Origin of the sequence: Collimonas sp. OK607 (genome assembly GCF_900111995.1) — a bacterium.
Taxonomy (GTDB): Bacteria; Pseudomonadota; Gammaproteobacteria; order Burkholderiales; family Burkholderiaceae_D; genus Collimonas.
In genome coordinates, this window is the sequence record NZ_FOKF01000015.1 from 98375 (window position 1) to 111574 (window position 13200).

The 13200-nt window shown below is 54.2% G+C and carries 10 protein-coding genes; 9 read left to right on the top strand and 1 reads right to left on the bottom strand.

Going from position 1 to position 13200, the window contains the following annotated elements; genetic code table 11:
• Nucleotides 1–205 precede the first annotated feature (205 nt).
• Together BM029_RS12470 and BM029_RS12475 are read left to right on the top strand one after the other, a co-directional pair.
• Nucleotides 206–2809, top strand: coding sequence for a glycoside hydrolase family 2 TIM barrel-domain containing protein (locus BM029_RS12470; RefSeq protein WP_170851060.1), 2604 nt, complete (start codon nucleotides 206–208; stop codon nucleotides 2807–2809).
• A 446-nt stretch (nucleotides 2810–3255) separates the two neighbouring features.
• Nucleotides 3256–5442, top strand: coding sequence for a beta-glucosidase family protein (locus tag BM029_RS12475; RefSeq protein ID WP_244545027.1), 2187 nt, complete (start codon nucleotides 3256–3258; stop codon nucleotides 5440–5442).
• 672 nt (nucleotides 5443–6114) lie between these two features.
• Here BM029_RS12475 and BM029_RS12480 read toward each other — a convergent pair.
• Complete coding sequence (locus BM029_RS12480; protein WP_092436431.1) at nucleotides 6115–7029, bottom strand: LysR family transcriptional regulator; 915 nt, start codon at nucleotides 7027–7029, stop codon at nucleotides 6115–6117.
• A 101-nt stretch (nucleotides 7030–7130) separates the two neighbouring features.
• Between BM029_RS12480 and BM029_RS12485 the strand changes: the two genes are divergently transcribed.
• From BM029_RS12485 to BM029_RS12515, 7 genes are all read left to right on the top strand, one after another.
• Nucleotides 7131–8240, top strand: a complete 1110-nt coding sequence (locus tag BM029_RS12485; RefSeq protein WP_092436433.1) for a muconate/chloromuconate family cycloisomerase — start codon at nucleotides 7131–7133, stop codon at nucleotides 8238–8240.
• A 55-nt stretch (nucleotides 8241–8295) separates the two neighbouring features.
• The gene (gene catC / locus BM029_RS12490; protein WP_092436435.1) at nucleotides 8296–8586 is read left to right on the top strand and encodes a muconolactone Delta-isomerase; all 291 of its coding nucleotides are present in this window, start codon (nucleotides 8296–8298) and stop codon (nucleotides 8584–8586) included.
• Between the two features lie 91 nt (nucleotides 8587–8677).
• Nucleotides 8678–9598, top strand: coding sequence for a catechol 1,2-dioxygenase (catA, locus tag BM029_RS12495; RefSeq protein WP_092436437.1), 921 nt, complete (start codon nucleotides 8678–8680; stop codon nucleotides 9596–9598).
• 54 nt (nucleotides 9599–9652) lie between these two features.
• Nucleotides 9653–11023: a benzoate 1,2-dioxygenase large subunit gene (gene benA, locus BM029_RS12500; protein WP_092436439.1), complete on the top strand. Its 1371-nt coding sequence runs from the start codon at nucleotides 9653–9655 to the stop codon at nucleotides 11021–11023.
• The gene (gene benB, locus BM029_RS12505) at nucleotides 11020–11511 is read left to right on the top strand and encodes a benzoate 1,2-dioxygenase small subunit (RefSeq protein ID WP_092436441.1); all 492 of its coding nucleotides are present in this window, start codon (nucleotides 11020–11022) and stop codon (nucleotides 11509–11511) included. Before benA ends, benB begins: the two co-directional genes overlap by 4 nt.
• 36 nt (nucleotides 11512–11547) lie before the next feature.
• Entirely contained in the window at nucleotides 11548–12567 is a 1020-nt protein-coding gene (benC, locus tag BM029_RS12510; protein WP_092436443.1) for a benzoate 1,2-dioxygenase electron transfer component BenC, read from the top strand.
• A 2-nt stretch (nucleotides 12568–12569) separates the two neighbouring features.
• Nucleotides 12570–13200 (top strand): 1,6-dihydroxycyclohexa-2,4-diene-1-carboxylate dehydrogenase (locus tag BM029_RS12515; protein ID WP_092436445.1); only part of this gene is annotated, 631 nt, incomplete at its 3' end.

The following is a 13200-nucleotide window of genomic DNA, read 5'->3' on the forward strand; positions in this document are numbered from 1 at the left end:
TGAGACGGTGGCTCGGAAATTTCTTGCAAAGAAATTGACGCTCGTCGTCGCAGTAAGTCTGGCTGTAGCCATTGCGGGATGCGGCGGAGGCGGCGGGGACGGAATCGGAAGCGGAAGCGGAAGCGGAAGCGGCGGTTCGAATGCCGCGGTGGACGCAAGCGCATTGCGCACTACCACGGTTCTGAACCAGCAAAACTGGAAATTCATGCTGGACGAAACAAATAGCCTGGACAACACGAGCGCGGCGAACGCCTTAGCGAATGGCGGTCAGGCAATTACCCTGCCGCACACGTGGAACGCTACCGATGCTGCCAGTACCAGCAGCACCGTTCCTTACTATCGCGGTATTGGCTGGTATCGTCTCGATTTTACTAATGCAGGTACCGGCGCCAGCCAGTGGCTGCAATTCGACGGTGCCAGCATCGTTGCCGACGTCTGGCTGAATGGCGTCAAGCTCGGCACCCACAGCGGCGCATTCAGTGCATTCCGTTTTGATGTAACCAGCCTGTTGAAACCAGGCACGAACACCTTGGTGGTCAAGGCCAACAACAGCGCCGCTGTCACCGGCAGCGACCCGACCGCGGTCGCCCCGCTCGCTGGCGACTTCAATATGTCTGGCGGTCTGTATCGCAGTGTCTCGCTGGTTTCCGCCCCGAACACCGCCCACTTCGCGCTTAATGACCTGGGTAGTTCCGGCATCTATGCCAAGACCACCGCGATCAGCAGTGGCAGTGCCTCAGTCAACGTGAACGCCAAGCTCAGCAACGGTTCCAAGGCGGACGGCACATATACCGTCCGGGCAGCACTGGTGGATGCGAGCGGCAACGTCGCCGGTTCCAGCACCAATACCGTCACGATCAAGGCCGGTACAGATACGGCACTGGCCCAGGATGTGGCGGTGGCCCAGCCGCACCTGTGGAACGGCATGGCCGACCCGTATCTGTACACACTGGTGGTTGATCTCCGCGATAGCAATGGCAATCCGGTCGACCGGGTAGTGCAGAAATTTGGTATCCGCCAGATGTCCTTCGATGCGAACAAGGGCTTCCTCCTCAACGGCAAATCCTACCCGCTGCACGGCGTCAACATGCACCAGGACGCACTGGGCAAGGGTTGGGCGATTTCCGATGCGGATACCGATGAAAAGCTCGATGTGATCAAGGAAATCGGTGCCAACACCATTCGTCTGGCGCACTTTCAGCAAGCAGACTACACCTACGCGCAAGCTGACAAGTTAGGATTCGTGATCTGGGCGGAGAATGGATTTGTCAATACATCCATTACCAATGCTGATTGTAAGGCCGGTGCTACCGTTCCTCCGACCTCTTTCGTGGACAACCTGAAACAGCAAACGCAGGAATTGATTCGCCAGAATTTCAACCACGCCTCGATCGGTATGTGGTCAATTGCCAATGAAGTCGGGTTTGCGTGCGGCGGAGGCAATACCGCGCTGCCGATGCTGCAAACCTTGCAGACGCTGTCAAAAGCAGAAGATCCAAGTCGTGTCACCACGCTCGCTGACGTTGCTGCTCTCAGTGGGGCTGCTGATACCGGTGGCATTACAGATACCTGGGGAATCAATCGTTACTTCGGATGGTACAATAATTTTCTGGATCAGGCGTCTTTGTTAGGGGCGCATCTGGATGCGTTGCACGCGTTGCATCCGGCACAGCCGATGGGCATGTCCGAATACGGCGCCGGCGCGGCGCTCAGCGATCAGACCGATAATCCCTTGGGCGGCGTGGTTACAAGCTTCGACTTGAGCGGTGGGGTAGTCCGCAATTATCAGCCTGAAGGCTATGCCAGCTATGTGCACGAGCAGACCTACACGCAAATGCTCGCTCGTCCGTATATGTGGGGCACCTATGTGTGGAACATGTTCGACTTCGGTTCCGGCATCCGTAACGAAGGCGATGTTCGCGGCGTCAACACCAAGGGGCTGGTCAGCTATGATCACCAGACCAGGAAGGATCCGTTCTTCTTCTACCAGGCAAACTGGCGGACGGATATTCCAGTGGTTCATATCACCGGACATCGCTACACCAACCGCGCTTACACGGTGGCCGACGTCAAGGTCTACAGCAACACGGATTCGACTACGCTGACGGTCAATGGCACGGCGGTCGGCACGATGACTGCCAGCCAGTGCGTCATGAACACGCCGAATCTTTCCACACCGGCCACGCCAATCGCTGTACCCAATACCTGCCTGTTCAAGAACGTGGCGTTGACAGTCGGCACCAACAGCCTGGTGGCGACCGGTTCGCGCAGTGGCAAGAATGCGGTCGATGAAGCGAGCTGGACGCTGAGCAGTGATAACGCAAGCAACGTCTACATTGCGGTGGGGCAGGCAGCGACAGGCTTTATCTCGTCGACCGGTCACCGCTATGGCTCGGACAATTTCTTCGCGGGCGGCGTGCCGAGTAACGCTACTGTTCTGAACGTGAGCAATGCGAGCGACCAGAAACTCTGGAGCAATGTCCGCATGGGTGCTTCGTTCTCGTACAACATTCCAGTCGCCAACGGTACCTATAGCGTCACACCAGGTTTCCTTGAGCCAGCGACGGCAGCCACCACGGGCAGTCGCCTCATCACTGTGACGGCCAACGGCGGCGGCGCGAACACGACCCCGATCTCGGGTCTGGACGTGTTTGCTATAGCGGGCGGCAACAAGAGAGCGTACACCGCACCGGCCTTCAACGTGACGGTGACCAACGGCGTGCTGCATCTGACCTTCACGGGAACGGGTACGGGGACAGGGGCAGCGAATCAGGCTGTTGTTTCCAATCTCGCGATCGTCAAGCAGTAGCCATTTTCCCGCACCTGCAGATCGGATAAGCGCCCCCGTCTTCTAGCGAAGTAGGGGGCAGGCTTTACCGGATTTTTACTCTGGTGCGTGAATTATTTCACGCCCGTATTCAGCTCTCATATCCGGTTTTTGTGTGTTCTGGAGGAGGGTGCAAGAATACGCGGCGCTGTGCAGTTCAACTACGTTGGAGCGAGACCAAAATGAAAAGCATGTTGATGGCCGATGATACGAACAACGTCGCACAGCAATTTTGTGCAGGCAAAAAGAGAATATCTTTAGAGAAGAGAGCAAGCGCTCATAAGCTCTTTACAAAAAAATGGACTGTGCTCATCCCGGCAAGTCTGGGCCTGGCCTTGACCTTCGGGCTTGCCGCTTGCAGTGGCGGCGGCGACCAGATCGCGGCCGAGACCGAGATGGACCGGGCCCTGAAAATGACGCATCCATGGATGGACAAGCTACTCTTGCCCGAACAGCGGGCGACGCTGCTGGTTTCCGCGATGACGCTGACCCAGAAGCAAGAACAGCTTATCGGCCAGGGAGGGTTGGTCCCGGAACTTCCCCAATGTTATGGCGCGCGCCACGTTCCCGGAATCCCGGCGCTTGAGATCCCGACGCTGCGCATCACCAACGGCCCGGTCGGCGTCGGCCAGAACGATTGCGTTCCGGCACAATATGCCGATCCTACAAACCCGCTTACGTTTCTGACCAGCCCTCATTCGGCCCCGGCAACCGCCTTGCCGTCAGGTATGGCCGTCGCCGCGTCGTTCGACACTGCGGTCGCCACCCAGTTCGGTAACGTGATCGGCATCGAATCGAATAACCTCGCGCTGCACGTGTTGGAAGGGCCGGGCCTGAACCTGGCGCGCAACCCGACATTGGGCCGGAATTTCGAGTATTTCGGCGAAGATCCGCTGCTTACCGGCACCATGGGTGTCGCCGAGATCAAGGCCATCCAGTCACACGGCGTCATTGCGATGGCCAAGCATCTGGTGGCCAACGAGCAGGAAACGAATCGCATGACGATCAACGAGAACATCGACGACAAGGTGTTGCATGAGCTCTATCTGCTGCCGTTCGAAATGGCAGTCAAGGACGGCGAGGTTGCGTCTGTGATGTGTTCGTATAATTCGGTCAACGGTTACTCCATGTGCGAAAACAAGCATATCCTGACCGACGTGCTGCGTGGCCAGTGGGGCTTTACGGGCTATGTCCAGTCAGACTTCTTTGCATCGCACAGTGTGGTGGCCACAATGCTCGCCGGCCTGGATCACGAGATGCCGGGAGTAAGCTTTCCAGCCGCGGGCATCATAAGCTACTGGACGGCCGATAACCTGAATGCGGCACTCGCGGCGAAGCAGATCGCGGTGTCGAACATTGACACCGCGCTGACACGTCGTTACACGCAGATGTTCAAGTTTGGCATTTTCGACAGGCCGGTGGCGCAGACCCCAATCGATCAAGCCGGTGATGGTGCGATCGCACGCTCGATGGGCGAGCAAACGGCCGTGTTGCTGAAAAATGCTAACAGCCTGTTACCGTTTGATGCCAAGACGGTCAAGACTGTGGCGCTGATCGGTAAGGCGACCTACGCGGACACGGCAGTTACCGGTTGCTGCGGTGGCAGTTCCGACGTTATTCCGCTGTACTCGGTAAAACCGCTGCAGGGCATGCAGAACACGTTGGCCCAGCTGGGATCGAGTGCGACGGTAAATCTGGTCGTCGTTGCCGAAGACAACAGCAATCTTGCTGCCGCGGTCGACGCTGCCAGCAAGGCCGATGTCGTGGTCATCATGGCTGGCACGCTGGCGGAAGAGGGACAGGACCGCCCGAGCATCTCGCTGGACGGTGGCGACTACATGAACACCACTAAAACCTATATCAACCACAACCAGAACGCCATGATAACGGCGGTTATTGCGGCCAATCCGACTAAGACCGCAGTCGTTCTAAAGGACAACGCGTCGGCGCTCTTGCCATGGATCGACCAGGTTCCGGCGGTGCTGGAAGTATGGTTCCCCGGTCAGGAGGATGGCAACATCGTGGCTAATTTGCTGTTCGGTACCGTCAATCCGTCGGGCAAACTGCCGGTCACATTCCCGAAGAACGATGGCGACTGGCCGGCGAATACGCCAGCGCAGTTTCCTGGAGTGCCGGTGAACGGAAAATCGACGGTTACTTACTCTGAAGGCCTGAATATCGGCTACCGCTGGTACGATGCCCAAGCCATCGCACCGTTGTTCGAGTTCGGCTATGGCCTGTCTTACACCACGTTCACAGTCGCGAATCTCACGGTCTCACCCCAGGTGACGGACGGCACGACGCCGATTACCGTAACCGTCGATGTCCAGAACACCGGCAGCAGGGACGGCGCTGAAGTACCGCAGGTGTATCTCGGTCTGCCTGGAACCGGCGAACCGACGAAGCGCCTGGTCGCGTTCAAGAAGGTTGCGCTGAAAGCGGGGGAGAAGAAGACCGTCTCCATCACCATCGATCCGAAGGCCAGCAGTCATCCGCTCAGCGTCTGGGACAGCAGCGCACAGCAATGGAGCATCGTCAGTGGCCAGTTCAAGGTTCTCGTTGGTAATTCGTCGAGAAACCTGAATCTCAATAGTACGATCACCGTCAATAAGTAAGCAGGTAAGTAAGCAGGTAAGTAAGCAGGTAAGTAAGTAGGTAAGCAAGTAGGTAAGCAAGTAGGTAAGCAAGGCCGGGGCGTTGCCGTGACCAGCGATCTCGCTGCTCCGGCAACGCCCTGTTTACTGGCGTGGTTCGCGAGGAACTGCTGGAGCATCTGCGCCGGATGAAGCCCGGTAGCAGATCGTCCTCGGGCCTGACTTCTTGATGTGTGGCGCGGCCATGCCAGGTTACTCTGCGCAAATCCTTGGCCGCTACGACGATAAACTAGTGGTCGGAGCCACCAGGGTTACTGACATTCCATCCTCCTCCGTTCTGGTAGTCGCCACCGCGTCCATCGCCTCGGCTATCGCGAGCATCCCCGCTCCTGCCGCGGTCACGGTGTTCAAATCCGTTTCCGCCGCCATAGTAGCCATAACCTCCATCGCCTGGACCGTACGGCCCCGCTACACATCCGGCGAGGGCTACGGTTGTCAGCGCAAACAAAATAGTGAGACGTTTCATGACGAACTCCGTGGCAATTGGTGACAACTGTTTGGACAGCAATGTCTGCCTACCGTTCAGATTGGCTAGTGGCGATAACCGCAGTATTTTTTTGCAATATTGCAGAATGCGCGCAGTATGTTGTTTTATTATTAATTAAAGAGAGAGGTGGGTGACTACAGGCGAACTCATAAAAATTCCTTAACATGCGGAATATTTTCAGCATCATAGACGTCGTAGATTAGTCGAAGCAGCTTCCTGAGCTCTTCCGACTGGTCCAGAATGCGCACGCTGAAAATGACCGGCGAAATCGTATGTTTTTCGCCGAGTTCCATGTAGCTGACGTCATCCCTTTTCATCCCTTGCACGCTGGCCGGAACAATCGCGACACCCTGGCCCGCAGCCACAAGACCGATAGCGATTTGCAGCTCCCTGACTTCCAGAATGTTATCCGGCTGTATTGCGCGATCACTAAATGCCGCTAGCACCTGGTCGGCAAAGCTGGGACGTGGCGCCTTGGGAAAGATAATCAGCGTTTCAGGAAGCAAATCCTTCAGGCTGAGCGGGGTCGTGGAGGCGGTTAGCGGGTGACCTGCAGGTAACGCCACGATCAACCGTTCCTCACGTAACACAATGCGCCGGATGTTGGGATCCTCATGTCTGATTCGTCCAAATCCGACGTCAATGCTGCCGTCCTTTAACGCCTTGATTTGCTCCATGGTGGTCATTTCATGCAGGCTGATTTCAACGGCGTTGTGTTCAGTACGAAAGCGCCGAATAATTTTTGGCAATATTCCATAAAGCGTCGATGCCACAAATCCGATAGAAAGCGTCCTTTCGATTTTCCCGACCCGTTGCGTCATTGATTTCAGGTCAGCTGCCTTGCCCAACAGTTGCTGCGCATGCGCGTAAAAAAAGCGGCCTGCTTCGGTGAGGCGCAGTGGACGCGAATCCCTTTCAATCAAAGAGACGCCCAATTCCTCTTCCAATTGCTGTATTTGCCGACTTAACGGCGGCTGGGCAATAAATAGTCGTTTAGAGGCGCGAGTGAAGTTCTTTTCCTCTGCGACAGCCACGAAATAGCGTAAATGGCGCAATTCCATATTTATACCCAAAAAGTATTGAAACGAGAGTAAATCGGTGTTGGACGGCCCGATTTTGCTGACCTAATCTGTCGTTACTGACTTAATTATACAAATAAAATATGATCAAAAGCATAGAAACCATTCTTGTTGATGTACCGACAATACGTCCGCATAAGCTATCGGTAGCGACCATGAACGCACAAACGCTGGTACTGGTGCGCGTGGTGTGCGGCGACGGCATTGAGGGTTGGGGCGAGGCGACTACGATCGGCGGCCTGAGCTATGGCGAAGAGAGCCCGGAGAGTATCAAGACCAATATTGATACCCATATTGCTCCTTTGCTGGTCGGGATGGATGCCAATCAAGTGGCCAAAGCGATGGCAAAGATTCGCAAAATCATTCAGGGCAACCGCTTTGCAAAATGCGCGATTGAAACGGCTTTATTGGATGCTCAGGCGCGTCGCTTGAATATCCCGCTCAGTGAACTTTTGGGTGGTCGGGTACGAGATGCTTTGCCCGTCGCATGGACGCTGGCGAGTGGCGATACAAGCAAAGATATTGCTGAAGCCGAAAAAATGCTGGCTCTCCGCCGCCATCGAATTTTCAAACTCAAGATTGGTCTGCGCTCGGTAGCAGACGATGTCGCCCATGTTCTGGCCATCAAAAAGGCGCTGGGCGATGAAGTCAGCGTGCGTGTGGACGTGAATCAGGCGTGGAGTGAGCTAGAAGCGGTGAATGGTATCGCGGCTCTGGAAACGGGCGGTATCGATCTGATTGAACAGCCGGTTCGCGCAGATAACAAAGCTGGACTGGCTCGGCTGGCGCATCGTTTCTCCGTCGCCGTGATGGCTGATGAAGCTTTGCATGGGCCATTAGATGCATTTGATCTGGCAACAAAAACGGCGGCGGATGTGTTCGCTGTGAAGATCACGCAATCCGGCGGTTTGAGGCCTGCGATTCAGGTCGCCACCGTCGCCCAGCTTGCAGGGATCAGTTTGTATGGCGGAACGATGCTGGAAGGCGGCATCGGGACGGCGGCGTCTGCCCATGTTTTTTCAACGTTTAGCGATCTGTCTTACGGCACAGAACTCTTCGGACCTTTGTTGCTGACCGAGGAAGTGCTGCGCGAGCCATTGGTCTACAAGGATTTCATGCTTCAGGTTCCGAACAAGCCAGGTTTGGGCGTTGAAGTCGATCGTGAAAAATTAAATTTCCTGCGTCGCAAATAAGATTGCCTGCAGCGGCTTCAAACCCTGTCAAACCTTGTTAAATCAGGAGAACGATATGTTGTTTCATGTGCGGATGGATGTGAATTTGCCGCTGGCCATGCCAGAAAATCAGGCGAATGCGCTGAAGAAAACAGAAAAGGAAATTGCGCAAGGTTTGCAAGCGAGCGGCAAGTGGCGGCATCTCTGGCGAATCGCCGGCCAGTACGCCAACATCAGTGTTTTCGATGTCGATAGCGTTGACGAATTACATACCCTGATTTCGACTTTGCCCCTGTTTCCATATATGCAAATTCACATCATGCCTTTGTGTCGTCATCCCTCATCCATTCGGGAAGATGACAAATAAACGTTCGGTCGGCGCCCGTTTTTTGCAATACAGCGCAGCAATGAATTTTTCAATATCCCTTTATAACTAACTACGTTTTCAGGAGACAAAAATGACACACACAGAAATCGACGCTCTGGTAAAGAGCTGGATCATTGATTCCGCTACCCGCGAAGCGAATCCGCGTGTACAGCGCATCGTCCTGCGTTTGGTCGGAGATTTGTGCAAGGCGATTGAAGACCTCGACATTCAGGCCAGCGAATTCTGGAAGGGGTTGGAATATTTGTCTGCGGCTGGCGCCAGAAACGAGCTTGGTTTGCTTGCGCCGGGTCTGGGACTCGAGCGGTTTTTTGATATCCGTGCTGACGAAGCTGAGGCAAAGGCAGGACTGACAGGCGGTACGCCACGTACTATCGAAGGTCCTTTATACGTCGCCGGTGCACCGGAAGGCAAGGGGTTCGCGCGTCTGGACGACGGCACGGAAAGCGATGCTGCAGAAATCCTGTTCATGCAGGGGACAGTGTTTGACGCCAGCGGCAAACCAATGCCAGGTGCCAAGGTTGAAGTTTGGCACGCTAACTTGCTGGGTAACTATTCTTTCTTTGACCAGTCGCAGTCTGCATTTAATCTGCGTCGTACGATCATTGCCGACGAAAATGGCAGATACCAGTTCCGTAGCGTTGTGCCTTCTGGATATGGCTGCCCACCCGGCGGATCGACACAGCAGTTATTGGATCTGCTGGGTCGCCACGGTCGTCGCCCCGCACACATTCATTTTTTCGTCACCGGCGCCGGCCACCGCAAGTTAACCACCCAAATCAATATTGATGGCGATGAATACCTGTGGGACGACTTCGCGTTTGCCAGCCGCGAAGGCCTGGTACCTGCCATACATAAAATTTCCGCCAAGGATCAGCTCGCTGCAAAGGGCTTGAGCCAGCCTTTCTCATCGATTGATTTTGATTTCCATCTGTACTCGGAAACGCCTGCCGCGCCTGCTGCTGAAGTTGAGCGCATCCGCGCCGCTGGGTAAAAAAAATGAGCGGTGCTAATCGACCGCCCATTTCTTAAACAGAAGGAAACCATCATGATCCCGATCCATCCTGACAATACGCCAAAGCTGAAAAGCCTGGACGACTATCTGATTGAAGATAAAGAAAAAGGCGACTACCGCTTGCATCGCAGCGCCTTTACCGACGAAGCATTGTTCGACCTGGAAATGAAACATATTTTCGAGGGCAATTGGATTTACCTGGCGCATGAGAGCCAGATTCCTAATAACAATGACTACTACACCACGCATATCGGTCGTCAGCCAGTTTTTATTGCGCGCAATCGTCAGGGTGAATTGAATGCATTCATCAATGCCTGTAGCCACCGGGGTGCCCAGTTGTGCCGCCATAAGCGTGGAAACAAGGCCACCTATACCTGCCCGTTTCATGGTTGGACTTTTAACAATAGCGGCAAACTGCTGAAAGTCAAAGATCCTGAAGATGCCGGCTACCCGGAGTGCTTCAATAAAGAAGGCTCGCATGACTTGAAAAAAGTAGCCCGTTTCGAGAGTTATAAAGGTTTTCTGTTTGGCAGCGTGAACGAGAATGTGGCTCCGCTCGCGGAATTTTTGGGTGAGGCCGGCAAGATCATCGACATGATTGTCAATCAATCCGCGGATGGTCTCGAAGTATTGCGCGGCGCGTCCACTTATACCTTCGAAGGGAACTGGAAGCTGCAAGCTGAAAACGGCGCGGATGGCTATCACGTCTCGGCCGTACATTGGAACTACGCTGCAACCACCAGTCATCGCAAGGAACAAGAGGCGATGCGTCAGGATAATATCCGAGCGATGGATGCCGGTAAGTGGGGGAAGCAGGGCGGCGGATTTTATGCCTTCGACCATGGGCACCTGGTACTGTGGTCGACATGGGCCAACCCGGAAGACCGTCCGAACTATCCACGCCGTGAAGAATTTTCCAGGAAATTTGGCAAGCCGACCGCCGACTGGATGATCGAGCGCTCACGCAATCTCTGCTTGTATCCCAACGTGTACTTGATGGATCAGTTCGGTTCGCAAATTCGCGTGTTGCGTCCGATTTCTGTCAATAAAACAGAAGTTACGATTTATTGCATCGCTCCCAAAGGCGAATCCGATGAAGCACGCGCACATCGCATCCGCCAATACGAAGATTTCTTCAACGTCAGCGGGATGGCGACACCCGATGATCTGGAAGAGTTCCGCGCTTGCCAGCAAGGCTTCGCAGGAATTGCTTTGGAATGGAACGACATGTGCCGCGGTTCTCAGCATTGGATCGAGGGCGCGGACGAGGCTGCCAAAGAAATCGGCTTGAAACCGGTGATGAGCGGTGTCAAAACTGAAGATGAAGGCCTCTACACCATACAGCATCGCTATTGGCTGGATGTGATGAAAAAAGCCTTGCGTGAAGAGGGGGGCAAAGCATGAAGAACATCAGCCTGGTTGAAATCAATGGCTTTCTATATCGCGAAAGCCGTTTGCTGGACGATGAACAGTGGGATGAATGGTTGGAATGCTATGACGTTGATGCCCAGTTCTGGATGCCGTCATGGGATGACGACGATAAATTGGTAACCGATCCGCAACGAGAAATTTCGCTCATTTTTTATCCCGACAGGCAAGGCCTGGAGGATCGGGTATTCCGTATCAAGACCGAGCGCTCCAGCGCCACCATGCCGGATACCCGCACCAGCCATAACATCGCGAACGTAGAGTTGGAAAAGCAGGAAGGCGATATTTGCACAGTCCGCTTTAATTGGCACACTCTGAGTCATCGTTATAAAACGAACTATAGCTATTTCGGCATGTCGCGATACGTCATCGATTTTTCCGGCGACAGCCCGAAGATTTTGAACAAATACGTGGTGTTGAAAAACGATTACATCAATCAGGTAATCGATGTCTATCACATTTAACACGTTTCACCTTCGTAAAAGCCAGGAGACAAGGCGATGAGCTACAACATTGCACTTCAATTTGAAGACGGCATCACCCGCTTCATTTCATGTAACGAAAATGAAAAACTGTCGGATGCGGCATATCGTCAGAAAATCAACATCCCGTTAGATTGTCGTGATGGCGCTTGCGGCACTTGTCGCGGGTTTTGCGAGTCGGGTACTTATGATTTGCCTGAGTCGAGTTATATTGAAGACGCGCTGGATTCCAAGGATGCGGAAGAAGGTCATATTTTGGCGTGCCAGATGCGCCCCAGGTCGGATTGCGTCGTCAAAATCCCGGCTACATCCGGCGCCTGTAAAACTGCCGTATCAAGTTTTTCCGGCAGTGTCGGATCGGTGCAGCATATCTCTGACTCAACGATCAATTTCACGATTAATCTGGATAATCCATCCGGCCTCGCCTTTTTGCCAGGCCAGTATGTGAATGTAGAGATTCCCGGAACGGCGTTGACACGCTCCTATTCGTTTAGCTCTCCGCCGGGAGCGTCGCAGGCTGCATTTGTGGTGCGTAATGTGCCCAATGGGCGTATGAGCCAGTTCCTGGCAGATGAAGCAGAGGCGGGCCAGAAAATGACATTTTCCGGCCCTTACGGCAGTTTCTATCTGCGCGAAATGAAGCGCCCTGTTTTGTTACTTGCCGGCGGAACGGGTATTGCCCCGTTTTTGTCGATGCTGGATGTGCTCGACGCTAACGGCTTTTCACAACCCGTCCGTATGGTATTCGGGGTAACCAATGACGTGGATTTGGTCGCGCTGGAAAAATTGGACCAGATCGCCGCAAAACATCCGCAATTTGAATACCGTACTTGCGTCGCAGCCGCAGATAGCCAGCATCTACGTAAAGGTTATGTGACTCAGCATGTCGAAACAGACTGGCTCAATGGCGGTGACGTCGATGTCTATCTGTGCGGACCGGTCGCCATGGTCGATGCCGTGAGAAACTGGCTAGGCGACATAGGGGTAAAACCAGCGAATTTCCATTATGAGAAGTTCTCGGCAAGTAGCGGGGTTTGATCATGCATCACTCTCAACGCTTCGAAAACAAGGTAGTGATTGTGACCGGCGCTGCGCAAGGGATCGGACGGAGTGTCGCGCTAGCAGTCGCGCGTGAAGGCGGGCAAGTGGTTTTGGCCGATCGCTCTGAACTGGTCAATGACGTTGCCGCTGAAATCAGCGAATTAAAAACGGGAAATAGGGAAAAAGCAATCGTTGCCAATGTCGATTTGGAAACCTATGCCGGCGCGAGAGAATTGGTCGAAGCGAGCATCAATGCATTCGGGCGAGTCGACATCCTCATTAATAATGTGGGCGGAACGATCTGGGCAAAACCCTATCAGGAATATGAAGAAGCGCAAATTGAAGCGGAAATTCGCCGCTCTTTGTTCCCGACATTATGGTGCTGTCGTGCTGCATTGCCTGGCATGATCGCGCAAAGGTGTGGCGTCATCGTCAATATATCCTCCATCGCGACGCGCGGAATTAATCGCATTCCCTATTCAGCAGCGAAAGGTGGTGTCAATGCGCTCACCGCCAGTCTCGCATTTGAACATGCGCAGGATGGCATCCGTGTCAATGCAGTAGCGACGGGAGGGACAGAAGCCCCACCCAGGAAAATACCTCGTAATTCCGATAAGCAGACTAAAGAAG

What these genes read in the sequence shown, in the direction of transcription:
- catA (WP_092436437.1), top strand. Translation starts at nt 8,678, where the DNA reads ATGACACACACAGAAATCGACGCTCTGGTAAAGAGCTGGATCATTGAT.
- BM029_RS12470 (WP_170851060.1), top strand. Translation starts at nt 206, where the DNA reads ATGCTGGACGAAACAAATAGCCTGGACAACACGAGCGCGGCGAACGCC.
- BM029_RS12475 (WP_244545027.1), top strand. Translation starts at nt 3,256, where the DNA reads ATGGACAAGCTACTCTTGCCCGAACAGCGGGCGACGCTGCTGGTTTCC.
- benA (WP_092436439.1), top strand. Translation starts at nt 9,653, where the DNA reads ATGATCCCGATCCATCCTGACAATACGCCAAAGCTGAAAAGCCTGGAC.
- catC (WP_092436435.1), top strand. Translation starts at nt 8,296, where the DNA reads ATGTTGTTTCATGTGCGGATGGATGTGAATTTGCCGCTGGCCATGCCA.
- benC (WP_092436443.1), top strand. Translation starts at nt 11,548, where the DNA reads ATGAGCTACAACATTGCACTTCAATTTGAAGACGGCATCACCCGCTTC.
- BM029_RS12485 (WP_092436433.1), top strand. Translation starts at nt 7,131, where the DNA reads ATGATCAAAAGCATAGAAACCATTCTTGTTGATGTACCGACAATACGT.
- BM029_RS12480 (WP_092436431.1), bottom strand. Translation starts at nt 7,029, where the DNA reads ATGGAATTGCGCCATTTACGCTATTTCGTGGCTGTCGCAGAGGAAAAG.
- benB (WP_092436441.1), top strand. Translation starts at nt 11,020, where the DNA reads ATGAAGAACATCAGCCTGGTTGAAATCAATGGCTTTCTATATCGCGAA.